The 22,634-nt window shown below is 71.8% G+C and carries 21 protein-coding genes; 9 read left to right on the top strand and 12 right to left on the bottom strand.

Annotated features, from left to right (window positions below):
* Positions 1-44 precede the first annotated feature (44 nt).
* On the bottom strand, positions 45-1,001 hold the full coding sequence (locus JKJ07_RS15425) for a DUF1996 domain-containing protein (RefSeq protein ID WP_236028989.1): 957 nt from the start codon (positions 999-1,001) through the stop codon (positions 45-47).
* 336 nt (positions 1,002-1,337) lie between these two features.
* Between JKJ07_RS15425 and JKJ07_RS15430 the strand changes: the two genes are divergently transcribed.
* The 4 genes from JKJ07_RS15430 to lexA all read left to right on the top strand — a co-directional run bounded on the left by JKJ07_RS15430 (position 1,338) and on the right by lexA (position 4,280).
* Positions 1,338-1,901, top strand: coding sequence for a GAF and ANTAR domain-containing protein (locus JKJ07_RS15430; RefSeq protein ID WP_202992207.1), 564 nt, complete (start codon positions 1,338-1,340; stop codon positions 1,899-1,901).
* A 183-nt stretch (positions 1,902-2,084) separates the two neighbouring features.
* Entirely contained in the window at positions 2,085-2,879 is a 795-nt protein-coding gene (locus JKJ07_RS15435) for a SigB/SigF/SigG family RNA polymerase sigma factor (protein WP_438871410.1), read from the top strand.
* 16 nt (positions 2,880-2,895) lie between these two features.
* Positions 2,896-3,591, top strand: coding sequence for a GAF and ANTAR domain-containing protein (locus JKJ07_RS15440; protein ID WP_202992208.1), 696 nt, complete (start codon positions 2,896-2,898; stop codon positions 3,589-3,591).
* Positions 3,592-3,638: 47 nt separating this feature from the next.
* Positions 3,639-4,280, top strand: a complete 642-nt coding sequence (lexA, locus tag JKJ07_RS15445) for a transcriptional repressor LexA (RefSeq protein WP_438871411.1) — start codon at positions 3,639-3,641, stop codon at positions 4,278-4,280.
* On the opposite strand, the gene JKJ07_RS15450 is transcribed toward lexA, so the two are convergent.
* The 7 genes from JKJ07_RS15450 to JKJ07_RS15480 form a co-directional block, all read right to left on the bottom strand.
* A complete protein-coding gene (locus JKJ07_RS15450; RefSeq protein WP_307834273.1) occupies positions 4,277-5,725 on the bottom strand; it encodes a GGDEF domain-containing protein in 1,449 nt (482 codons plus the stop codon). The genes lexA and JKJ07_RS15450 overlap by 4 nt on opposite strands.
* Positions 5,722-7,980, bottom strand: coding sequence for a putative bifunctional diguanylate cyclase/phosphodiesterase (locus JKJ07_RS15455; RefSeq protein WP_307834274.1), 2,259 nt, complete (start codon positions 7,978-7,980; stop codon positions 5,722-5,724). Before JKJ07_RS15455 ends, JKJ07_RS15450 begins: the two co-directional genes overlap by 4 nt.
* Positions 7,977-8,417, bottom strand: a complete 441-nt coding sequence (locus JKJ07_RS15460) for a hypothetical protein (RefSeq protein WP_202992209.1) — start codon at positions 8,415-8,417, stop codon at positions 7,977-7,979. The genes JKJ07_RS15455 and JKJ07_RS15460 overlap by 4 nt, the downstream gene beginning before the upstream one ends.
* Before the next feature lie 108 nt (positions 8,418-8,525).
* A complete protein-coding gene (locus tag JKJ07_RS15465) occupies positions 8,526-10,865 on the bottom strand; it encodes a transglycosylase domain-containing protein (RefSeq protein WP_307834275.1) in 2,340 nt (779 codons plus the stop codon).
* Between the two features lie 745 nt (positions 10,866-11,610).
* Complete coding sequence (locus JKJ07_RS15470) at positions 11,611-11,991, bottom strand: SRPBCC family protein (protein ID WP_202992211.1); 381 nt, start codon at positions 11,989-11,991, stop codon at positions 11,611-11,613.
* Between the two features lie 2 nt (positions 11,992-11,993).
* Positions 11,994-12,350: a hypothetical protein gene (locus JKJ07_RS15475; protein ID WP_202992212.1), complete on the bottom strand. Its 357-nt coding sequence runs from the start codon at positions 12,348-12,350 to the stop codon at positions 11,994-11,996.
* 181 nt (positions 12,351-12,531) lie between these two features.
* Positions 12,532-13,032 (bottom strand): YbhB/YbcL family Raf kinase inhibitor-like protein, encoded by a 501-nt coding sequence (locus tag JKJ07_RS15480; protein ID WP_202992213.1) that lies wholly within the window; start codon positions 13,030-13,032, stop codon positions 12,532-12,534.
* A 79-nt stretch (positions 13,033-13,111) separates the two neighbouring features.
* Here JKJ07_RS15480 and JKJ07_RS15485 point away from each other — a divergent pair, with 79 nt between their 5' ends.
* From JKJ07_RS15485 to JKJ07_RS15500, 4 genes are all read left to right on the top strand, one after another.
* Positions 13,112-13,750: a GntR family transcriptional regulator gene (locus tag JKJ07_RS15485; RefSeq protein ID WP_307834276.1), complete on the top strand. Its 639-nt coding sequence runs from the start codon at positions 13,112-13,114 to the stop codon at positions 13,748-13,750.
* A 592-nt stretch (positions 13,751-14,342) separates the two neighbouring features.
* Positions 14,343-15,431, top strand: a complete 1,089-nt coding sequence (locus JKJ07_RS15490) for a GAF domain-containing sensor histidine kinase (protein ID WP_202992215.1) — start codon at positions 14,343-14,345, stop codon at positions 15,429-15,431.
* 41 nt (positions 15,432-15,472) lie between these two features.
* Positions 15,473-15,829 carry a PRC-barrel domain-containing protein gene (locus JKJ07_RS15495; protein ID WP_202992216.1) on the top strand — a complete coding sequence of 119 codons (357 nt, stop codon included), beginning with the start codon at positions 15,473-15,475 and terminating at the stop codon, positions 15,827-15,829.
* Positions 15,830-15,874: 45 nt separating this feature from the next.
* Positions 15,875-16,150 (top strand): SCO0607 family lipoprotein, encoded by a 276-nt coding sequence (locus tag JKJ07_RS15500; RefSeq protein ID WP_202992217.1) that lies wholly within the window; start codon positions 15,875-15,877, stop codon positions 16,148-16,150.
* A 154-nt stretch (positions 16,151-16,304) separates the two neighbouring features.
* Here JKJ07_RS15500 and JKJ07_RS15505 read toward each other — a convergent pair whose 3' ends face one another.
* Genes JKJ07_RS15505 through JKJ07_RS15515 form a run of 3 tightly spaced genes read right to left on the bottom strand, consistent with a single transcriptional unit; the run spans position 16,305 to position 19,443 of the window.
* Positions 16,305-17,828, bottom strand: coding sequence for a PEP/pyruvate-binding domain-containing protein (locus JKJ07_RS15505; RefSeq protein ID WP_202992218.1), 1,524 nt, complete (start codon positions 17,826-17,828; stop codon positions 16,305-16,307).
* Positions 17,825-18,367: a transcriptional regulator gene (locus JKJ07_RS15510; RefSeq protein WP_202992219.1), complete on the bottom strand. Its 543-nt coding sequence runs from the start codon at positions 18,365-18,367 to the stop codon at positions 17,825-17,827. The genes JKJ07_RS15505 and JKJ07_RS15510 overlap by 4 nt, the downstream gene beginning before the upstream one ends.
* Positions 18,364-19,443, bottom strand: coding sequence for a TetR/AcrR family transcriptional regulator (locus JKJ07_RS15515; protein ID WP_202992220.1), 1,080 nt, complete (start codon positions 19,441-19,443; stop codon positions 18,364-18,366). Before JKJ07_RS15515 ends, JKJ07_RS15510 begins: the two co-directional genes overlap by 4 nt.
* Before the next feature lie 86 nt (positions 19,444-19,529).
* Between JKJ07_RS15515 and JKJ07_RS15520 the strand changes: the two genes are divergently transcribed.
* Positions 19,530-21,794, top strand: a complete 2,265-nt coding sequence (locus JKJ07_RS15520; RefSeq protein WP_307834277.1) for a putative bifunctional diguanylate cyclase/phosphodiesterase — start codon at positions 19,530-19,532, stop codon at positions 21,792-21,794.
* Here JKJ07_RS15520 and JKJ07_RS15525 read toward each other — a convergent pair.
* A complete protein-coding gene (locus tag JKJ07_RS15525) occupies positions 21,759-22,586 on the bottom strand; it encodes a LysR family transcriptional regulator (protein ID WP_202992221.1) in 828 nt (275 codons plus the stop codon). The two genes, JKJ07_RS15520 and JKJ07_RS15525, sit on opposite strands and share 36 nt — an antisense overlap.
* Positions 22,587-22,634: the final 48 nt, after the last annotated feature.

Raw genomic sequence — 22,634 nt, forward strand, 5'->3', positions numbered from 1 at the left:
CCGGTTGTCTGACCAGCCCTTGATCGACCGGCAGGGGGACGCCTTTAGAAGTCGCCGCTGGTGTTGCACTTCGCTCTCTGCGTCAGGCAGTTCTTGACCCGTTCCCCCAGGGCGCGGTTGTCCCAGGCCAGGAACGCGTCGCCGTGCATCGAGGAGGCCATGCCGGAGGCCAGCCGGAACCCGGCGGGGCCGCCGCTGGTGGGGTAGGCGATGAGGAAGGACAGGTTGGGGATGGCGACCGGGTAGGCGCCGCGGCAGGTGCCGTCGTAGCTGTAGGCGACGTGCTCCTTGTGGGTGCGGCTGTCCAGGTTGCGGCCGTCCCAGCAGTCCTGGAAGACCAGGTGGAACATCAGCACCGCGGTGGGCGCGCAGACCGGCCAGTTGCCGTCGGCGCTCCGGCCGACCTCGCCGCCCGGACCGGCGCAGTAGAACGCGTTGACCGAGCCCGCGGGGGTCGGCACCTGCCGCCGGGCGTCCCCGGCGATCATGCGGAAGCCCTGGGGGAAGGGGACCGTGGCCGACGAGTCGGTCAGCCGGGAGCCGTAGTAGACGACCACGTCCTTGGGCTCGATCGCGCGGTCGTTCTCGTACAGCGTGGGGATCCAGTACGCGGACAGGTCGGGCGCCGGGCGGCAGGTGGTGCCCGCGTTGGCGAGCAGGGTGCGCGTGGTGGCGTACGCGTCGGTACCGGTGTTGCCGAGGAACGAGTGCATGTGCGAGGCGCCCGGCAGGCCCGGGAACACGATCGGGTCGTCCGGCTTCGAGTGGCTGTAGGCGCAGGTCGCGTTGAACTCGGGCACGCGCACCGAGTTCGCCGGCACCGGCCGCGGGGTCAGCGCCCGGAACTCGGCCAGCTGGGCGTTCCAGGCCGCGGCGTCGACCGGCACCCACCCGTCGGCGGCGTCGGCGGCGTAGGCCGGGCCGGGCGGGGCACCGAGGACGGTCGCGGCTGCCGCGAGGACGATCGCCAGCAGGAGGCGGATTCGTGGGGATGAATGCATGACGCTCCCTTCGGGGGAGGGGGAATCGGGTGCTCCGGAGTATCAGACCCGAGGAAGCGCTCTCTCAACTTTGACGTCCTTCGATCGGCACCATATGCGGAAACGTGCGCCGATGGTCGGGAAGCGCTTTCTTTGAGCGGTGGTCCGGAGGTTGACGCGCGACGGGCCGGATCCGGTGGGTAATATCGGAGCCCTGCGGTCGGCCTCGTTCGAGGACCGGCCGTCTCGCGTCAAGCAGCGGCGCGGGAACGGGATTCCAGGCACTCCTGGGCCCGTCCACCCGCCCGTCCCGGCCGCCGTCGCGGCCCCGCCCGCTGCAAGGACAGACCGACATCCATGACGCACGACCCGAATGCCGTGACGGCACTGGGGCGGATCCGGCTCGCCGAGACCACCCTGGCCGGCTTTCTCGACCGGGTGGCCATGCTGGCCTGCGAGGCCGTGCCCGGGGCCGAGGCCATCTCGATCACCTTGGCCGGTGAGTCCGGTTCGTACACCGCGGCCGCCGTGGGGGAGCCGTCCGGCGCGGCCGCGGTGCTCTCGATCGGGCTGCCCGTCTCGGCCGAGCTGACCGGCGTCCTGACCCTGCACAGCCGCTCGCCCCGGGGGTTCAGCGACGAGGACACCGTACGGGCGGAGGCCTTTGCGGGGTATGCGGCCGTCGCCGTGGCCAATGCGCACTCGTTCCACAGCGCCTTGCTGCTCGCCTCGCAGATGCAGGCGGCCATGGGCAGCCGGGCCGTCATCGAGCAGGCCAAGGGCGTGATCATGGCCCAGCGGCGGTGCTCGGCCGACGAGGCCTTCGCCCAGTTGACCAAGGCCTCGCAGGACGCCAACCGCAAGGTCCGCGACGTGGCGGCGGCCCTGGTGGCCGAGGTCGGCAAGCACTCGGTCGGCTGATCAGCCGAACGGGACTCATCCTTTCGGCTGGCATAGTTCCGGATCCTCGGGTAGCGTCCGGCTATCGGTCAAGAAGGCGCCGATCCTCGACGTGCGGTTCATCTCGTCGCGGTTCGACGCGCCTTGCCTGGTGTCTGCCGCACGTCGCGATCACACACGCGATGCGCTGTGAATGGAGACACCGTGACCGTAACCACCCGACCGGCCGGCCGCCGCAAGTTCGAGGTCACCGACGAGGACAGGCACGCCACCGCCCTGATCGAGGCGCTGGCCGCGATGCCGGCCGACCATCCCGACCGGCCCGCCCTGCGCCGCCGCGCGATCGAGGCCTGGATGCCGATGGCCCACCGGCTCACCCGCCGCTACATGGGCCGCGGCGAGCCGTTCGACGACCTGCTGCAGACGGCGACGATCGGCCTGATCAAGGCGATCGACGGGTTCGACGCCACGCGCGGGGTCGACTTCACCGGGTACGCCATCCCGACCGTGCTCGGCGAGGTCAAGCGCTACTTCCGCGACCGCTCGTGGACGCTGCGGATCCCGCGCCGCCTGCAGGAGCTGCGGATGGCCATCGGGCACGCCCGCACCGAGCTCGAGCACACGCTGACCCGCGCCCCCACGGTCGCCGACATCTCGGCCCACCTGGGCGTGGGCGAGGAGGAGATCCTGGAGGCGCTCGAGGCGGGGCACGCCTACCGCCCCGATTCGCTGAGTTCCCCCGTACGGGATGGGGAGGACCTGACGCTGGGGGACACGCTCGGGGGCGAGGACCGCGGGTTCGCGCTGGCCGAGTTCGGGGTCGCGCTGCCGCCCGCGCTGGCCACGCTGACCGAGCGCGAGCGGACGATCGTGGCGCTGCGCTTCTACGGCGAGCTCACCCAGTCCGCGATCGCCGAGCGGATCGGGGTCTCCCAGATGCACGTCTCCCGCCTGCTCACCCAGGCCCTGGCCAAGCTCCGCGAGCAGATGGACGGCTAGGGCGTAAATTGGGCGGATGGCCGATTCGCAGGGGGCACTGGCGGAGCTCGGGCGCATCCGGCTGAGCGAGGTGCCGCTCGACGACGTGCTCCTGCGGGTGGCCACGCTCGCCCGCGACACGGTGGACGGGGCCGACGAGGCGTCGGTGACCCTCGTGGCCCCGCGCGAGTCGGGCACCGCCGCGTTCACCGGTGTGCTGGCCAAGATGCTCGACGAATGGCAGTACGAGAACGAGGGCGGCCCCTGCCTCGAGGCCGCCGCTTCGACCGTCACGATCTCGGTGCCCGACGTGGCCAGGGAGGAGCGCTGGCCGCTTTACCTCCCCCGGGCCGCCGGGGCCGGCCTGGGCAGCGCGCTGTCGGTCGGCCTGCCGGTGCAGGAGGCGGTGACCGGCGCGCTCAACCTCTACTCGCTGCGGGCCGAGGCGTTCGACGACCACGCGGTCACGGTGGCCCAGAGCTTCGCCGACTACGCCGCGGTCGCGCTGGCCAACGCGCAGTCGTACGACGCGACGGCCACCCTGGCCCGGCAGATGCGCGAGGCGATGACCAACCGGGCCGCCATCGAGCAGGCCAAGGGCATCATCATGGCCGAGCAGCGGTGCTCGCCCGACGAGGCGTTCACCCGCCTCAGCAAGCTCTCCCAGCAGAGCAACCGCAAGCTTCGCGACGTCGCCGCGGCCCTGGTCGCCGAGGCCTCGCGGCCCCGCTGACGGCGCGCCTGCGTGACCGGCCGGGCCCGATTTGGCAAGATCACCGGGTGCTGATGGATGAGGACTACTACGACACGTCGACGCTGAGCGAGCGGCAGCGGCAGATCCTCACGGTCATTCAGCAGTGGGCCCAGCGCCACGGCTATTCGCCGTCCACCCGCGAGATCGCCGACGCGATCGGGCTCGCCTCCCCGTCCTCGGTCGGGCGGCACCTGCGCGTGCTCGAGGAGGCCGGGTTCCTGCGCCGGGGCCGGGCGACCAGACCCATCGACGTACGGATGTTCCTGCAGCCCGTGCCGCGGCAGCGCACCGAGCCGACCGTCGGGGTGCCCGTGCTGGGCGACATCGCGGCCGGCTCGCCGATCCTGGCCGAGCAGAACTCCGACGAGGTGCTGCCGCTGCCGCGTGACCTCGTCGGGCGGGGCACCCTGTTCGGCCTGCGGGTGCGGGGCGACTCGATGATCGACGCGGCCATCTGCGACGGCGACATCGTCGTGGTCAAGCAGGGGCACGAGGCGTTCAACGGCGACATCGTGGCCGCGATGATCGACGACGAGGCGACCGTGAAGGTCTACCGCCGCCGCGGCGGGCACGTCGTGCTCGAGCCGCGCAACCCGGCGTACGAGAACATCGACGGCGACCGCGCCGTGGTGCTGGGCAAGGTCGTCTCGGTCCTGCGCCGCACCTAGCTCACCCGCACGGGCTCCTCGGCCAAGCACACCCGGTTGCGGCCGGCGGCCTTGGCGGCGTACAGCGCGACGTCGGCCCGGGCGATCAGCTCGTCCGGGGTCTCCTGCTGGTCCCACTCGGCCAGGCCGGCCGAGAACGTCTGGTTCTGCGGGGTGACGTCGCGCAGCCGTTCGATCGCCGTCACCGCCTCGGTCGCCGGCGAGCCGGTCAGCAGCACGACGAACTCCTCACCGCCGTAGCGGGCCAGCACGTCGTACGCCCGCAGCTGCTCGCCCCAGGCCTGCGCCGCCTCGCGCAGCAGCCGGTCGCCGGCCGGATGCCCGTACGTGTCGTTGAAGGCCTTGAAGTGGTCGAGGTCGATCATGCCGACCACGACCGGGATGTTCTCGGTCCGGGCCCGGGCCAGGAAGACCGGGAACTCCTCGTTCCAGCTGCGGCGGTTGTGCAGGCCGGTCAGCTCGTCCCGGCGGGACAGCTCGCGCACCAGCGCCGCCTGCCGCTCGGCCTGCTTGAGCAGCTGGGTGAAGCGGACCATCACGAGCAGGAACATGATGGCCGAGCCGATCCCGATGGCCAGCCCGTCGACGATCTCGCCGGTCAGCTGCTGCGTGATCAGCAGGGTGGGCGACATCAGCATGGCCAGGGTGAGCACGGCCAGCTGCCGCCGGCTGAGGTGGTGGACCGCGCCGGCACCGTCCCCGTCGCCCCGCACCCGCGGCCAGGCGACGGCCAGGGTCAGCACGAGCAGGCACAGCAGGTAGTCCGCGTTGATCAGGCGGGCCGTCCACCAGAAGTCGGCCCAGCCCTCGTTCACGTGGCGCAGCACGACCCACGCGCAGTCACCGGCCAGGTAGCCGCCGATCGCGACGGCCACCATCAGCGGCGCCCGGCGGCCCTCCCGGCCGTTGCTGCGGGCCAGCAGGATCGTCATCGCCAGCAGCACCAGGTCGGCCAGCGGGTAGGCGCAGGTGACGAGCCGGGTCACCAGCGCCGTCGACTCGTCGCGCAGCACCGGCGCGATCGCGTACGACCAGGCCAGCAGGCCGATGCCGGCCGTGACGGTGAACGCGTCGACCAGCGCCGCCCAGTCGGTGCGCCGCCGCGACTGCCGGATCATCAGGGCCAGGCCGGTCGCCACGGCCGGATAGAACGCCAGGAACAGCAGGTCGGCCAGGTCGGGCCCGTCGGCGGCCAGCCAGTCGGCGCCGACCTGCAGGGGCAGGGTGGCCAGGGTCGTGCAGGTCAGGCCGAGCGCGAAGAACAACCACGGCGCCCGGTCGCCCGCCGGCACCCGCCGCAGCCCGGCCAGCAGGCCCGCGATCAGCGTGACCTGGACGCCGATCTGGAAACTGGTCTCCCAGGCCTGACCCCCGGGAGCGGCCAGATAGACCACGACGGCCGCCACGACCACGGCGGCGTACAGCTGCCAGCCCCGCCGGGTCACGGCGCCACCAGCAGCTCGGCCCGGGTCAGCAGGGCGGTCAGCTCGTCACCCGGCTGCGGCCGGTGGTAGAGGTAGCCCTGGCCGTACCGGCAGCCCATCTCGAGCAGGCGGCCGGCCTGCGCGGGGGTCTCGACGCCCTCGGCGACCACGTGCATGCCGAACGCCGCGCCCAGCCCGGCCACGGCCGCCGCCACCGCGTACGCCCGGGGGTCGTCGTCGATGCCGGCGACGTAGGACCGGTCGAGCTTGAGCAGGGACACCGGCAGCCGCCGCAGGTAGTTGATCGCCGCGTGCCCGGTGCCGAAGTCGTCCACGGCGATCCTGACGCCCAGCTCGCACAGCGCGTGCAGGCGGTCCAGGGTCGCCTCGTCGGGCTCGAGGACGATGCGCTCGGTCAGCTCCAGCACGAGCCGGTCGGCCGGGAACCCGGTCTCGGCGAGGATCCCCGTGACGATCTCCACCAGACCACTCTGCTTCACCTGCAGGGGTGAGAGGTTCACGTTCAGATAGATTCCCGCCGCGGCCGGGACCTCCGTGCGCCACCGGGCGGCCTGCCGGCACGCCTCGCGCAGCACCCACTCGCCCAGCGGCACGATCGCGCCGGTCTCCTCGGCCAGGTCGATGAACGCGCCCGGCATCAGCAGGCCGCGCTCGGGGTGGTTCCACCGCACCAGCGCCTCCACGGCCACGATGACGTCGCCGCGCAGGTCGACCGCGGGCTGGTAGTGCAGCAGCAGCTGACCATCGGCGACGGCGTGCCGCAGCTCGGCGTCGCGGGCGCGGGTGTCCAGCTCGGGCGTGTAGACCCGGTAGCGGCCGCGGCCGCCGCGCTTGGCCGCGTACATCGCCGTGTCGGCGTGTGCGAGCAGCTCCTCGACGTCGTCGGCGCCGTCCGCGCGGAACGCGACCCCGATGCTGGCGGTCACGGCGAGCAGCAGATCCCCGAAGATCACCGGGGTGTCCAGGGCGGCGACGATGCGCCGGGCGACCTGCTCGGCGGCATCCCGGTCGGGCAGGCCGGTCAGCACGACGGCGAACTCGTCGCCGCCGAGGCGTCCCGCGGTGTCGCCCGCGCGGACCACCGAGCGCAGCACCCCGGCCACGGCGGTCAGCACGGCGTCGCCGGCCTCGTGCCCGTACCGGTCGTTGATCGGCTTGAACCGGTCCAGGTCGACCAGCAGGACCGCGCCGTGGCGGCCCTCGCGCGGCGGTTGCCCGGTCAGCTCGGCCAGGCGCTCGCCGACCAGGGTCCGGTTGGCCAGGCCGGTCAGCGGGTCCGTCACGGCCAGCCGGCGGTTCTCGCTCAGGGCATACATCTGGCGGGCCATCACCAGCGAGGTGAGCACGATGGCGCCGATGATCATGCCGCCGAGCGGATAGAGGTCCTGCTCGCGGGCCAGATAGCCGAGCAGCCCGTACGCGATGGCGCTGGCCCCGTACGGGAGCAGGCTGATCCGGCTCCGCCCCGCGCGGCCGATGCGCTCGGCGGTGCTCTTGTGGCGCCGGCGCGTCGCCAGCACGAACAGGTAGCAACCGGTCAGCCAGAACAGGTCGGGCCAGGTGCCACCGGTGAACCGGTCGTTGAGCGTGATCCAGCTGTAGGCGAAGTCGGCCACCACGTAGGTGCCGACCGCGGCCGTGAGCAGCAGGGTGGCGGGCTGCCGGCCGTGGCGGCGCAGCAGCACCGAGGCCAGCGCGAGCACGAGCAGCAGGTCGCCCACGGGCAGCGCGGCCGACATGGCGACCTGCAGCGCGGTGGCGTTCTCGACCTGCAGCGCCGGGCCGATCACCAGATACCAGGCGACCATGAAGGTGCCGGTGCCGACGATCAGCGAGTCGATGACCAGCTTCGTCCGCTCGGCGCGGGTGCGCCGGGTGCCCGGCAGGAGCAGCAGGCCGGCGAAGAGGAACGGCACGAAGGCCAGGAACCAGTAGTCGGCGGCCGCCGGGTACGTGGGCGGGCCGAGGAAGTTGTCCTCGAGAAACCAGGTGGCGTGGGCGACCAGCTGACAGCCGAACGCCAGGGTGATCAGCGTCCAGGCGCGGCGGCCGCGCTGGTCGAGCCCGCCCCGGTGGACCAGCCGGACGCCCGCGACGACGGCGAGCACGGCCGGCGGCAGGTAGGCGCCGTCGGTGACGAGCTGCCGCAGCGGCTCGTCACCCCAGCCGCCGAGGTAGAACACGAAGAAGACCGCGAGCAGCAGCCCGCAGCCGGCCACGGCGGCGTCCAGGAGCCGCTCGGCCCTCCCGGTCACAGCGTGTACAGGCCCAGGGCCACCACGACCACCATGTAGAGCGCGCAGCCGAGCGCGTAGGTCACCGCCGTGGTGATGCCGAAGGCCATCCAGTACGGGGTGGTTGACAGCCCCATCCGGCCCGCCTTGTTCCCGCGGGCGAGCACCGAGATGATCGCGAGCGGCCCGAACAGGAACGTCCACACGGCCACCGGCCAGACGCTCGGCGGCAGCATGCCGGGCGCCGCGAACAGGTCACCCTGCGGCGCCTGGCGGGCCGGATAGGCCGGCGTGGGCGGCGGGCCGAACAACGGGCGGGCCACCGGGCGCTCGGCGGCCTGATACCGCGCCGCCAGACCCTGGCTGCCGCCCTGCAGAGGCGCCTGGTGAACCTGACGGGCGGCGGCCGGCGTGGAGGGGCTGAGCCAGGTCTGGCTGGTGCGCGGTTCGGCCGTCACGTGGGGTCTCCGTCCGTGGAAGTGGTCGCAAACGTCGTCGCGGATCACTTCGGCAGACGGGCCCGAATTATGAGGCTTCGGTCACCCTGTGAAACGGTGCTGTTGCTTTTAGTTACGGCCGTTTCCGTTGCCGGCGCCGTTGCCGCCCCCGTCGGGCAGCCCGTTGCCGGGGTTGTTCGGGTTGCCGCCCGGCGGGGTGACGGTGCCGCCCGGGTTGTTCGGGTCGGTGCCGGGCGGGCAGATGGTGCCGCCCAGGATGCAGCCGTTGGTCGGCGCCTCGGGCAGCGGGTCGAGGCCGTTGCCCTTCTTGTTCGGGTCGCCGACCCGCACGTCCGGCGGGAACGAGGTCTTCTCGGCGTCCAGGGCCTTGTTGGCCAGGTCCATGAAGACCTTCCAGGTGTCGCCCGGGGTCGAGCCGCCCGTCATGCCCTTGGTCTTGCTGCCCGGCTTGTAGATCGGCAGCAGCTGCATCTGGTCCTTGACCTGCTTCTCGCGGCCGATCCAGACCGTGGCGGCCAGATGCGGGGTGCCGCCGACCCACCAGGCGTCGCCGTTCTGCCCGCTCTTGCCGTCCTTGTACTCCCAGGTGCCCGACTTGCCGATAGCGTCGTAGCCGCTGCGCAGGTTCTGGCCGTTCTTGCCGGGGATCTTCTGCAGCACGGTGTCGATCGAGGCGACCACGCCCGGGTCGAAGACCTGCGTGAACTTGACCCGCTCGGTGTGGATCGTCTTGAACTTGCCGGTCTTCTCGTCGCGCTCGGCCACCGACTTCACGAAGTGCGCCTTGGTGTAGCGGCCCTCGTTGGCCAGCGTGGCCACGCCGTTCGCGTGGTCGAGCGCGGTGATCGCGTACTGGCCGTAGCCGATCTCGTTGCCGTACTGCTTGAGCGCGTCGCCCTTGGTCTTGTTGAGGTCGACCCGGGCGCCGATCTTGGTCGGGCTGGAGATGTACTGGATGCCGGCCTTGTGCGCCGCCTCGGCCACCTTGTCGGGCCCGAGCGCCGCGGCCAGGTGGTAGAAGGGGAAGTTGTACGACTGGATGGTGGCCTCGGAGAGCGGGCAGCGCCGCTTGTCACAGGTGAAGTTCGTGCGGCTCGAGTTGTTGATCGCGTCGCCGCCGACCTTCTTGGCCTCGGAGTCCCACGTCGTGTCGAAGCCGTAGCCGTCGCTCAGCGCGGCCAGCAGCGTATAGATCTTGAAGGACGAGCCGGGCGGCCGGCCGCCGCCGACGAAGTCGCCCTCGCTGTTGTAGTTCGGGCCGGCGTAGTCCCAGCCCACGCCGTCCGGGCCGCCGTAGTAGGCCATCACGTGGCCGTTGGCCGGGTCGACGGCGACGAGCGCGGTCTTGTACGTCGCGTCGAGCTTGCGTAGCGGCGACTTGTCGCTGGTGCGCATGGCCGCGGTCTCGGCCGCCTTCTGCACGGCCGGGTTGATCGTCGTGGTGATCCGCAGGCCGCCGCTCTGCTGCTTGGCGTCGCTGATGCCCATGGCCCGCAGTTCCTGCTTGACGTACTTCACGATCTTGCCGGTGGCCTTGTCGTTGCCGCAGGACGTGCGGCACGCGTCCGGGTCGAACTTGGCGACCTTCGGGTACGCGGCCGGCGCGGTCTTGATCCAGCCCTTCTCGAGCATGTTGTTGATCGTGTACTGCCAGCGGATCTTGGCGTCCGTCAGGTTGTTCTGCGGGTCGTAGCCCTTGTGCGTGGCCGACGGCTCGGGCTGCTTGATCACCGACGCGATGACGGCGGCCTCGGCGGCGGTGATCGCGCCCTTGGTGCCGGGCTTGGTCAGCACCGAGCGGGTCGGGCCGAAGTACGCCTTCACGGCCGCCTCGATGCCGTACGCCCCGCGGCCGAAATACACCGAGTTGAGGTAGCGGCCCAGGATCTCGCCCTTGGAGTACTGGTCCTCCATCTTGCGGGCGATCACGGCCTCGCGCAGCTTGCGGTTGTAGCTGATCTCCTTGAGCTCGGCGGCGTGCCGCGCGTACTGCTGGGTGATCGTGGACGCGCCCTGCTGGTCGCCGCCGGTGAAGTTGTTCCAGGCCGCGCGGGCGATGCCCTTCATGTCGATGCCGTTGTGGTCGAGGAAGTTCTTGTCCTCGGCCGCCATGACCGCCTGGCCGATGACCGGGTTGATGCTGGCGAACGGCACCTGCTGGCGGGTCGAGTTGCCGATGGTCGCCAGCTGCGTCTTGTTGTCGGCCGCGAAGATCTGCGTGACCTGGTCCTCGGACTTGGGCTCGGTGAACTTCACGTCGTCGAAGAAGTAGGCCCCGCCGACCACACCGGCGCCGAGCACGATCACGAGCACGGCCGCGGCCACGGTGAGCAGGTTGGTGCGGCGGCGCTTCTTGGCCGCCTTCTTCGTGTCCTTGGGGCTGACCGGGGGCTTCTCACCCGGTGGCTGGGGGCGCACCGCGGCGCGGGCCACCGAGGCCGAGCCCACCGAGGCTGCTCCCACCGAGGCGCGGCCACCGACCGGCGCCGCTCCGACGGAGGCCGATCCGACCGGCGCGCGGCCGCCCACGGACGCCGACCCTACGGATGCCCGGCCGCCGGGGACGGGGCTGCTGCTGCCCCGCGCCGGGGCGGAACCGGAACCGGGCACGCTGGCCCGCGCGCTCGCAGACTGCGGATCGCCGTAGGGGTTCATCTGTCCTCGTCGTCGCTGAAGTGGATCTCTTTACTACACGACTTTGTCAAGACCGGACAATAAGTCGCGCGCTTGATGATGCCGAGCTTCGGGAAGACATGGTAAGGCTGTCTGCCTGTCGCGGGGGAGAAGAGATTCATCCCCTTGGTTGGGTGGCGGATCATCGCCGGGCCGGTCAAGGGCGGTTACGGGCTCTCCGGGGCCCTTTTCCCAGCCGTACGGGTCGAGTTCGCCACCGGTTCGGTCAAAGGTGCCGCGCGGCCGCCGGAAAAGGCCCTGGCCTCGGCCTTTGTCCCTGCGCCGGCGGCGCGGGGGCGGGGTGCGGAGATAGGGAGTGGTAAGCGCCACACTGACGCCGCTGTGCGACTTTCGGTCGGCCGATTACTCGCAAAGCAGGTTTAAACGGACCAAAAGGATGATGTCGGGCCTCGGCGCGTCGCCGGTATGTCCCCGTATGCGCGCGGTTACTGGCGGTCGCCGTCCGTTCGGAAAAAAGGAAGTACCCGGCGTTGGTGCGTAAAGGTACGTACGGTGCGCTTCACTTCTTGACGAGCCGGCGCAGCGCGAGCCGGGCCAGGGGCAGATAGCCCAGCACCATCGGCGCCGGCCCGTTGATCATCAGGGTGGCCCGGGTGCCGGTCGCCGCAGGCTCGACCCGATGCGAGAGCTGCACCGAAGCACCGGCGACGAAGACGGCCCACAACCATGACTGCGGCGGCGAGACCCGCAGAATGACGAAGGGCACCCGTACGCCCAAGGGGCCGTGCACCACCCCACCGGTCCGCTCCCGCAACTCCGGTTCCGCGTAGTCGACCGACCGAATCTGCGGCGACCACTCGGCCCAGCGGGCGGGCTGCACATACCGATCCCAGGCGTCCCCGACGTCCCGGGGCCCGAAGACCTCCACATTGCGGCGCACCTTTACTTGATACCGGCCTTCGCGTCGAGTTGCTGCAGCAGGTCGTGGGCGGCCAGTTCGATGCCCTTGTGCCGCCACTCGGAGGCCCGATAGACACAGGCGATCAGGCCCGTACGGTGCAGTCGCCGCAGATCGCCGTAGACGAACGCGTACCGGGCCTTGGTCTCGTCGGCCGCGCCGTCGGTCAGGCCCAGATGCCAGGCGGCGTAATCGGCCCAGGAATGCTTGTCGAGGAACGAGTTCTCGGCGTCGGCGCGGGGCTGGACGCTGCCCCAATCGCTGTCCAGCACATACTGCTTGGCTTCGATGAGCTCGCGGGCCCGCCGCACCGCCGCGTCGTTGACCTCGTACTTGGCCATGCGATCCCTGTACCCCGCAGGGTCGCGCACTATCCCGGCGGCTTCGCGCTTGGCGCCGCGGGGTGGCTCGGGCTTGGCGCCGCTGGGTGGGCCGGGCTTGGCGCCGCTGGGTGGGCCGGGCTTGGCGCCGCTGGGTGGGCCGGGCTTGGCGCCGCGGGGTGGGCCGCGGCGCCTCCGTGGGTCAGGCGGCCGGGTTCTCCGCTGTGGCGACGATCGTGGCGCGGCCCAGGATGTGGCCTGCCATCGTGAAGCCGAGGATCGCCGGGGTGGCGTCGGCGGGCACCCCGATGTCCTCGACGTCAAGCGCGTGCACGGTGATGAAGTAGCGGTGCGCCCCGTGGCCGGCCGGCGGGGCCGCGCCGACGAACTGGGCCAGCCGGGCGTCGTTGGGCAGCTGGTAGGCCGGGGCCGGCAGCTCCTGCACACCCTCGTCGAGCGAGGTGACGGCGGCCGGAAGGTTGGCCACCGCCCAGTGCCAGAAGCCGGAACCCGTCGGGGCGTCGGGGTCGTACACCGTGACGGCGTAGCTCTTCGTTGCCTCCGGGGCGCCCGACCAGCTCAGCTGCGGCGACTTGTCCTGGCCGGAGAGCTGGGCCGGGGCCAGGGGCTCGCCGTCCTTCACCGAGGTGCTCGTGAGGGTGAAGGCGGGAACTTCCGGGAGTCTCGCGAACGGGTTGTTCATGGCTTGCTCTTCTCTGTCGTGTCTCTCGTGTCATCGATTAACTTACAGATAATCGATTATCTGCGGTAGGGTGATGAGCGTGACACCGTCCGAGAAGGTCTACGCGTCGCTGCGGACCGCTGTGCTGCGCGGGGAGTTCCAGCCGCGGCAGGCGCTGAAGCCGCAAGAGCTGGCCACGGCGCACGGCGTGAGCCTGGCCGTCGCGCGGGAGGCGCTCCTGCGGCTGGTGGGGGAGGGCCTGGCCGACCGGCTGCCCAACCGCGGTTTCGCCGTGCCGGCCGCAAGCGCCGAACGCTGGCAACAGATCGCCGAGGCCCGCTCGATAGTCGAACCCGGCGCGCTGCGGCTCTCGATCACGCGCGGCGACCTGGAGTGGGAGGCGGCCGTACGGGCTGCCTATCACCGTCTTGCGGGCACGCCCCATTTCGAGCGCGAGGGCGACAACCACCTGAGCGACGCTTGGTCCGAGGCGCACCGCTTGTTCCACCGCACCCTGTTGTCGGCGTGCGGCAACGACGTGCTGCTGGAGACTTTCGACCGCCTCTGGACAGCTAGCGAACTGACTCGCCGCTGGTCCCTGCACGGCGATCCGTCCCGCGATGCCGCCGCCGAACATCAGGCCCTTGAAGACGCCGCCCTCTCCCGCGACGGCGACCGGGCAGCCGAGCTGCTGCGCCGTCATGTCCTTCGCACCGCCGAGGCCCTGACAAACCCCTGACCGCAGCCGCTCGTTCCCCTAGCTCAGCCCGCCGGCCCGCCGGCCCGCCGGCCCGCCAGCCCGCCAGCCCGCCAGGCCACAGGTTGCATCGGCCCATTGGCCGGCCAGCTCACCGGCTGTCTCAACCCCGCCCCGGCCCGCCAGCTGCCCCGGCCTTCCGGCCCCCCAGCCCACGGCCCCCCAGCCCACGGCCCCCCAGCCCCCGGGCCACCGGCCCCCGGGCCACCGGCCCCCAACCCACCGGCCCCCAACCCACCGGCCCCAGGCCACCGGCTGCCCCGGCCCACCGCCGGCCGCGCGCTTGTTTGCCGCGCCTAACCGAGTCGCCGAGACGATGTTCCTAGCCTCCTAGGATGCATACAGTCCGTGCCAGTCGACACGCGACAGCGACCATCGCGGGCGACGAAACGGCTCGGCAGGCGAGACCGCTCCCGGTCTGCACCAGGTGCTGTTCTGCGATGGCGAGCCGGACTGCCGATCGTCTGCGCTGTCTGGAGAAACCACGTCGGCGGGGGAAGGGAAAGTCATGGTGGCGTCTAGCGTTGAACCGCGGCACGTAGCGGCCGGTAGTTATCGGACCGCGGTGTCGGATGTGCCCGAAGTTCTCGAGCTCGTCGCGGATGTCTGTCAGGCCCCGATGGTCGCGCTGAAGGTGGCCGACGAGGCGCACGCGCACTTCGCGGCGACGCTGGGCATGCCGATGGCGGTCGACGTGCCCAAGTCGCGGTCGTTGTGCGACATCGTGGCCGGGCGCAACGACACCATGGTCGTCGACGACGCCTCGCACGACCCGCGGCTGGCCGATCACCCGCTGGTGTCGGGGGCGGCGCACGTCAACTTCATCGCGGCCGCGCCGCTGCGGCACGACGGGCACATCGTGGGGGCGTTGTGCGTGTTCGACAACGGCCGCCGGAGCCTCGATGCCGACACTACCCGCCGCTACCTGGAGCGTCTCGCCCGTCGCGTCGACGCCGAGACGGGTCTGCGGCACCTGCTGGACAACCGCTCGCCGCTCGAGCTGGCCGGCCGGGAGGACATGCTGGCGACGATGTCGCACGAGTTCCGCACGCCGCTGACCGCGATCCAGGGCTACGTCGAGCTGCTCAACGGCGTGCCGGGAGCGGTGCCGCCCGCGTTCGCCCGCCAGCTCGACGCGATCAGCCGCAACGCCGGTCGCCTCTGCCGTACGGTCGACACCCTGCTGCGCGCCGCCCATCAGCACCACGTCGAGCCGGTCGGTGACCGCCGTACGGTCGACCTGACGTGCCTGACGGCGAGGGTGGCCGAGGCGCTCGGTCCGGCCGCTTCCCGGATCGTGCTGGACGGTCCCGGCCGCCCGGTTCCCGTGTACGCCGACCCGCAGCTGCTCGAGGTGGCGATCGGTCACCTGCTGAGCAACGCCCTGGGTTACAGCCGTGCCGATCACCCCGTAGTCGTGTCCCTCGCCGGCGGTCCCCGCCCGGTGCTGGAGATCCGCGACTTCGGTCCCGGTCTCGGCGAGCAGGAGCTGACCCAGCTGGGTCTGCCGTTCTTCCGCGGTGCCGACGCCCAGCGCAACGAGTCCCCGGGCATGGGCCTGGGCCTGGCCGTGACCCGTCGGATCATCGCGGCTCAGGGCGCCGACCTGACCTTCGCCAGCCCGTTCGACGGTGGCCTGGCCGCCCGCATCGTCTTCGGCTGACGAACGGGTTTTGCCTGGGCCAGGACGGGCATCTGAGGTGCATGTTCCCGGCTGAGAACCTGCGCGACTGGCGCGGCGAAAAGGTCATCGACCAAGACGGCGACAAGATCGGCGAGCTGGAGGCGGTGTATGTGGACACCGCCACCGACGAGCCGGCCTTCGCGACCGTACGGGTGGGCTTCATCGGACGGCATCGCCTGGTGTTCGTGCCGCTGGGCGGGGCCACGGTGCGGCCCGACGCCGTGCGGGTGCGCTACGACAAGAAGCTGGTCGGCGACGCCCCCACGATCGAGGTCGACGGCGAGCTGACCGCGGCCGACGAGCCGGGCGTCTTCGCGCACTACAACCTGCCCTACCAGACGGGCATGGCCGGCGAACGCCGTCTCGCCCGCCGCTGACGACAGGCTGTTTCGCCGGGGCGCCGCGTTGGGAACAATCGGGTCATGAGACTGCGTCGTCCCGCCGTGCTTGCCGTCGTCGCCTCCACCGCCGCGCTGCTGCTCGGCGGTTGCATGAAGGACGCCATCTGCGGATCCGACGACTACCCGGTGCTGCAGACCGGCGGCAGCGGCCGGCAGTGCGTGCCCAAGGATCAGGAGCCGCCGTCCGGGTTCACCCGCTTCCCGGAGGGCCAGGTGCCCGAACACGTCGACGACGAGTGGGACGTCTATTGGCGCAACCACACGATCGACAGCTCCGGCCAGACAATCACCTCCTGACGCGCAGCCCGGCCGGCCCCGCTCGCCATGACCGAACGACGGCGGCTCGCCAGGCCGGGCGCCTTGAAACAACCCCGCCAGCGGCTCGCCCTCGCTCCGCCGGGCCCGCGCTCTCTCCGCCGGGCCCGCCCTCTCTCAGCCGGGCCCGCCGTTCTCAGCCGGGCGCGGCTAAGAGCCGGTCCTGGGCTGCGGACAGGCGTTCCTCGGCCGGGCGTGGGGAGTCGTCGCCGGAGATCGCGTCGGCCCAGGCCAGCAACCGACCGATGTGCGGATCGTCCCCTGCCGCAATAGAGGCCTGGGCGCCCCAAGCGATCTCGCCGCTGCTGCCGTCGATGGTGATCTCGGTGCCCTCCGCGAGCGCGTCCAGCCCCGAGGCCCCGACCACCGCGGGCTTCCGCAGCGACCGGGCAACGACCGCCGCGTGACTGGCCAGGCCGCCCCGGGCCGTCACGACACCGACGGCCGCGGCCAAGCCGTGCATGTCGAGGGGCGAGGTCTCCGGCCGCACCAGCACGACCGGTCCCTGCATCCGAACCGCGGCATCAGCCGTGAGCGCGACCCGCCCGGTGGCCACGCCAGGAGAGGCGCCCCGGCCGCGAGCCACCAGGCCAGCGGTGTCGGCGAGCGTGTTCCGAACGGGCGGGTCGGCAACACCGGCCGACGCTGCACGCTCGCGAGTGGGCGGGTTGGCTGCGTGCCGTTTTCGGAGCGGCGGGCTGGTTACAACCATGCGGGGTGTGGCGGCGGCGCGCAGCCGGGACGGCGAGATTCGACGGACGGCCTCCCGGCGGTCGATCAGGCCCTCGTCGGCGAGGTCGACGGCGACGCGGACGGCGGCGCGTGGTGTGAGCCCGCCCGGCCGCAATTGCAGCAGCCACAGGCGAGCCGATTCATAGGTGAACTCGACGTGGCACGCGTCGCGGTAGTGCTGTTCGATCAAATTCAGGGCGGCCACCAGCGCGGACCACACCGGGGGCTCCCGCTCGGCGAGGGCGGCCAACGGCAACGTGTTGCACTCGCCCGACACGACAGCGTCGCCGCGGCGGCCGAAGAGCACATCCCCGTACGGGTGGGGGTCGCCGGTGCCGGGGTCGCGGCTGAAGGCGACCCCGCTGCCGCTCTGCTCGTCGCGGTCGCCGTGGACCATCGCCTGGACGATCACGGCCGTCCCCAAGTCGTGCGGGATGCCGTGCAACTCCCGATAGGTGACCGCGCGCGGCGTGTTCCACGACTCGAAGACCTCCCGTACGGCGGGGGTGATCGGCCCCCGCACGTCGAGGACGGTGTTCATCATCCCGGGCATCGACACAGCGGCCCCCGAACGCACCGACACCGACTCGGCGCCGAGCCAACCCGCCGCGACGTCGAGCCCGTGGGGCAGCCGGCCGTCGCGCAGGAACCGCCGGCACGCCGAAGCACCGATGACAAAGCCGGGCGGTACCGGCAGCCCGAGACGCAGTAGGCGGACCAGGCCGTGCGCCTTGCCCCCGATGACCTCGACCGGCTCACCAAGCGCCGGATCGAGCGGAAAGAACGCACCGCCGGACAAAGAGTGGGCGCCGCTGGGCGGAGAGAGCGCGTCGCTGGGCAGAGAGAGGGCGCCGTCGGGCGGAGAGAGGGCGCCGCCGGGCTGAGAGAGGGCGTGGCCGGGTCCGGGCACGGAGTGGGGCGAGGTCATGTGCGGGGGATGCCGAGCGTGGCCAGCAGGTCTTCGTGGAGCTGGAACCAGATCACGTGGTACGACGTCATCGAATCGGTCAGCTCCTCCATGGCGCCGGCGCGGGCCCGATGCAGAGCGGCGTCGAGTCGTCCGCCGTAGCGGGTGAGGCGGGGCAGGGCGGCCAGCACCGGTTGGACGCGCCGGTTGAGGTCGGTGAAGCGGTCGAGCACCCGGGCCGGGTCGATCGTGTCGTCGCGCAGCTGCCACAGTGAGCACAGGTCGAGCAGCTCGGGGTTGAGCACCAGGAACGTCTCGTACGCCGACGTGACCGCGGCTCGGGCGCCGCTCGTGTCGAGCTCGTCGGCGGTCTGCTTGGCGTCGGCCGCCTTGCCCGCCGCGGTGAGCCCCCAGGCGCCCATCGAGCGGGTGGCCAGCCCGTCGACTGCCAGGTCGATCAGCTCGGATTCGACGTGGGCCTCGGGCAGGCCGGCCGTGGCGGCGATGCGGCTCAGGTCGGCGTGCCCGATGCAGCGCAGGGTGTGCAGCACGACGTTCATGACGAGGCCGCCGCGTGGCCGGCCCCGCGGCCGTCGGCGCGGGCCACGATCTCGCCGGTCCGCACCCGTACGGCGGATTCGGTGTCCGCGGCCGCCGTGAGGCCGATCGCCGTGGCCAGCGCGCCGTGGTCGTCGAGGACCACGCGCACCTCGGGCCGGATGGCATGCCCGAAGACGCGGCGCAGGCAGGTCGTCAGGTCGGTGAGGCGCAGGCGGACGAGGGCGCCCGTCTCGGCCGGATCGTCGGTGACGAACGCGAGAGTGACGGTGTCGCCGGGACGGGCCGCGCGCACGGCCTCCTCGGCGGCCTCGAGCCGCCCGCTGCCGAGCACGACAAGCACCCCGTCATCCCCGAAGCCGACCAGCCGGCCACTGAGCAAATCCACAAAGCCGCCCGCCCCGCCGCCGAGCAACTCCGCGAAGCCGGCCGGAGTGAAGTGGACCGGCCGCGCGGAAGCGACGAACGGCAGATGCGGCGGGTCCCACTCGTCGGCCAGCGGCAGACCGGCCAGGTGGCGGCAGGCCCGCGCGACGTCGAAGGGGTCGCCGAAGCCGGGCGCGGTCTCGGCCAGGTGCGCCGCCCCCTGCAGCATCGTGAGGAGCAGCTCGGCCAGCCGGACCTGGCGGCCGGAGCCGCGGGCCCGGCACGACTCGAGGGCGAGGCCGAGCAGCAGCCCCTCGACCCGGGTGATCTGGGCCAGGGCGGCGCGGCCCTGGTCGTCGTCGACCACCCCGGTCAGCGAGCGTGCGGCGAGGCGACCGGCGTCGGCCTCGTCGGTGGCCAGCGGCAGCCGTTCGAGCCAGACCCGGGCGAAGGCCTCGACGGCGGAGGCGACGCCGGCGAGCTCGCCGGGGGGATCGGGCATGGGGGAGGCGGCCGCCGCGAGCAGCACGGCCAAGTAGAGCGAGCGTTTGCTGGGGAAGTTGGAATACACCGCGCCGCGGGTCAGCTCGGCCCGCTCGGCTATCCGGTCGACCTTGGCCCCGGCATAGCCGAAGTGCGAGAACTCCCACTTGGCGGCCGAGAGCACGGCGCCCTTGGTGCGCTCCTGCTGCTGGGCCCGGGTCATCCTCATGCGCGACACGATACTCCCACCATCCCGATGATAAGAACATCTGAAACGTGACTCAGTGAGCCCGCCGGTCGTCCGATGGGTATGACGTGGCCCTGCTGTCCCGGATGACCAGTTGGCGGCCGGCCTCCCGGGCCGCCGTCGTGCTGGTGTCGCTGGTCGTCGCCACGCAGCTGGTGTCGCTGGCCGAGCCCGGCCTGCGCCGCCCGATCCTGTTCGGCTCGGTGCTGCTGCTCGACGTCATCGGCGTCTACTTCAGCTTCCGGGCCGTGCGCAACAGCCCGTACCCGTGGGGCTGGCGGCTGATCGGCCTGGCCCGGGCGAGCGCCGTGGCCGCCTTCTTCGTGTTGCTCTGGTATCTGCAGGACGGTCCCGTGTTCGCCTACTGGGCCGGCATCGGCCTCCGCGGGATGATGTTCGTGTTGCTGGCGGCGGCCGCCTTCGTCTCCCGGCTGCCCGAGATCCGGGGCCGCAACCGGTGGGCGTACATCGCCGAGATCGTCATCGTGGTGGCGGCCGGGGCCATGCTGGCCTGGTATTTCGTGATCGACCACGCGTTCGTCGTGCACACCCCGCCGATGGAGCTCAGCCGCATCCTGGGTTACGTCGTGGGTGACCTGCTCGTGCTCACCGCCACCTGCGCGCTGCTGCTCGGCGGCGCCTGGCCGCACCTGGCCCATCCGACCACGCCGATGGTCGGCGGCCTCGTGCTGCTGATGATCACCGACGTCGCCTGGAACGCCACCGACCTGCACAGCGACACCCAGGCCGACGTCTGGCTGATCGGTCTCGGCATGGTCGGCGCGGGTCTGCTGCTCACCCTGTCGCCGATCGCCGCCGTGACGCAGCGCGGGCAGCGGGTGGAGCTGAACCGGCGGCCGGCCTGGTCGCAGCGGCTGGTGCTGGCGTCGCTGCTGACCGGGGCGGTGACGCTGATCGCGGTGACGATCAACGAGGACGACATGTTCCCGTGGGGTGGCCTGGTCATCTGCCTGCTGCTGATGGTCGCGGCCGTGATGGTGCACATGACCGTGTCGTTGCGTCAGACCCGCGATCTGGTGGTCGCCGACCCGCTGACCGGCCTGGCCAACCGCACCGGGCTCGAGGACGCCATCGCGATCGCCGCCCGCCGGGGCGAACCGGCCGCGCTGCTGCTGATCGACCTCGACGACTTCAAGCTGATCAACGACGCGTACGGGCATGCGGCCGGGGACACGGTGCTGACGGAGTTCGGGCATCACCTGCGGGCCGTGGTGCGGGCCAAGGACACCTGCGCGCGGATCGGCGGCGACGAGTTCGCGGTGCTGCTGACCGGCGGCGCGGCGCCCGACGTGGTGGCGCAGCGCATTCTCGGGGCGCTGACAGCCCATCCCGTACGGCTGGGGGAGGACACGGTGCTGGTCCACGCCAGCATCGGGCTGACCGACGCGCGGCCGGGCGACACCACGAAGGAGCTGATGCGCCGGGCCGACCTGGCCATGTACGCGGCCAAGCGGGCCGGCGCCCACTCGTGGATGCGGCACGACCCGTCGATGGTCGACCGCCGGGCGATGGACGCGGCGCTGGCCGACGACCTGACCGGCGCGGCCGCACGCGGCGAGCTGATCGTGCTCTACCAGCCGATCGTCACGATCGAGACCGGGGCCGCGGCCGGGTACGAGGCCCTGGTCCGCTGGCGGCACCCGGTGCGCGGGCTGGTGCCGCCGCTCGACTTCATCCCGGTCGCCGAGCGCACCGGGCTGATCTACGACATCGGGCTGCACGTGCTCGAACGCGCCTGCACCGACATGGCCGCGGCGCCCGGCCGCCCGTACGTGTCGGTGAACCTCTCACCCCGCCAGATGCAGACGCCCACGCTGGTGCACGACGTGCTGGCGGTCGTGCGGCGCTCGGGGATCGGGCTGGACCGGCTCGTGCTCGAGGTGACCGAGTCGGCGATCGTCGACGAGCAGAGCGGCGGCATCGCGACCCTGCACGAGCTGCGGTCGCACGGCATCCGCATCGCCGTCGACGACTTCGGCACCGGCTATTCGTCGCTGCACTACCTGACCCGGCTGCCGGTCGACATCCTCAAGATCGACCGTAGTTTCGTGGCCGAGCTCGACGGCACCCCGACCGGCGCGGCCATCGCCGAGGCGGTCATCCGCCTGGCCCAGGTGCTGCGGCTGCGCACGATCGCCGAGGGCATCGAGACCACCGAGCAGGCCCACGAGCTGCTCGCGCTGGGCTGCCACACGGGCCAGGGCTATCTGTACGCACCGCCACGGCCGCTCGACGAGGCCCTGCGGTCGGAGACGCGTCGCGTGGAGGCGCTCGGCTCAGAGGCGCGTCGCCGCCAGGATCAGCCCGGCTAACGCCCGCGAGCGGCTGTGCGGCGGCCAGGCGATCACCGTCGTGACCAGCGGGGCGTCGAGGACGGGGACGGTGGCGATGTCGTCGCCGAGCTGGGTGCGGCACGACTCGGGCAGCACCGCGATCGCCCGTCCGAGGGTGATGAGCTGCAGCAACTGGGTGTGGTCGTGCACCTCCGGGCCGGCGCCGGGGGCGTACACCCCGTCCGCCGACGGCCAGCGGGGCAGCGGCAGCTCGGCGAGATCGGACATCCGCAGGTGCGGCCGGGTGCTCAGGGGATGGCCGGCCGGGAACAGCGCGACTTGGCTCTCGGTGCTCAGCTCCTCGACGTCGAAGCCGGCCGTCGAGTCGAACGGCAGGTGCAGCAGGGCCACGTCGGCGCGGCCGTCCCGCAGCAGTTTCTCCTGCTCGCCGACCCGGCACAGCACCACGTCGACCGCGACCGAGCCCGGTTCCGCGGCGTACGCGTCCAGCAGTTTCGCCAGGATCTCCCCGGCCGCCCCCGCCTTCGACGCGAGCACCAGGCCAGGGTTCTCCGAGGCCCTTCGCGTACGCCGTTCCGCCGCCTCGACCGCATCGAGCGCGGCCCGGCCCTCGCGCAGGAGCACCGTGCCCGCCTCGGTCAGGGACACGGCACGGCTCGTACGGTGGAACAGCTCGACCCCCAGGCGCCGCTCGAGCTGGCTGATCGCCCGGGACAGCGGCGGCTGCGCCATGCCGAGCCGGGTCGCCGCCCGTCCGAAGTGCAGATCCTCGGCCACGGCGACGAAGTAGCGCAGCTCCCGCGTTTCCATACCCCCACGGTATCGCTGCCGACCCAAACGGTGTTGGCCGTGAACCCC

Source organism: Paractinoplanes lichenicola (assembly GCF_016785085.1).
GTDB lineage: Bacteria > Actinomycetota > Actinomycetes > Mycobacteriales > Micromonosporaceae > Actinoplanes > Actinoplanes lichenicola.

Excerpts from the sequence above, each read along its gene's own strand:
- JKJ07_RS15430 (WP_202992207.1), top strand. The coding sequence starts at position 1,338 with ATGACGCACGACCCGAATGCCGTGACGGCACTGGGGCGGATCCGGCTC.
- JKJ07_RS15475 (WP_202992212.1), bottom strand. The coding sequence starts at position 12,350 with ATGGCCAAGTACGAGGTCAACGACGCGGCGGTGCGGCGGGCCCGCGAG.
- JKJ07_RS15505 (WP_202992218.1), bottom strand. The coding sequence starts at position 17,828 with ATGACCTCGCCCCACTCCGTGCCCGGACCCGGCCACGCCCTCTCTCAG.
- JKJ07_RS15425 (WP_236028989.1), bottom strand. The coding sequence starts at position 1,001 with ATGCATTCATCCCCACGAATCCGCCTCCTGCTGGCGATCGTCCTCGCG.
- JKJ07_RS15510 (WP_202992219.1), bottom strand. The coding sequence starts at position 18,367 with ATGAACGTCGTGCTGCACACCCTGCGCTGCATCGGGCACGCCGACCTG.
- JKJ07_RS15500 (WP_202992217.1), top strand. The coding sequence starts at position 15,875 with ATGAGACTGCGTCGTCCCGCCGTGCTTGCCGTCGTCGCCTCCACCGCC.
- JKJ07_RS15480 (WP_202992213.1), bottom strand. The coding sequence starts at position 13,032 with ATGAACAACCCGTTCGCGAGACTCCCGGAAGTTCCCGCCTTCACCCTC.
- JKJ07_RS15495 (WP_202992216.1), top strand. The coding sequence starts at position 15,473 with ATGTTCCCGGCTGAGAACCTGCGCGACTGGCGCGGCGAAAAGGTCATC.
- JKJ07_RS15525 (WP_202992221.1), bottom strand. The coding sequence starts at position 22,586 with ATGGAAACGCGGGAGCTGCGCTACTTCGTCGCCGTGGCCGAGGATCTG.
- JKJ07_RS15515 (WP_202992220.1), bottom strand. The coding sequence starts at position 19,443 with ATGAGGATGACCCGGGCCCAGCAGCAGGAGCGCACCAAGGGCGCCGTG.
- JKJ07_RS15440 (WP_202992208.1), top strand. The coding sequence starts at position 2,896 with ATGGCCGATTCGCAGGGGGCACTGGCGGAGCTCGGGCGCATCCGGCTG.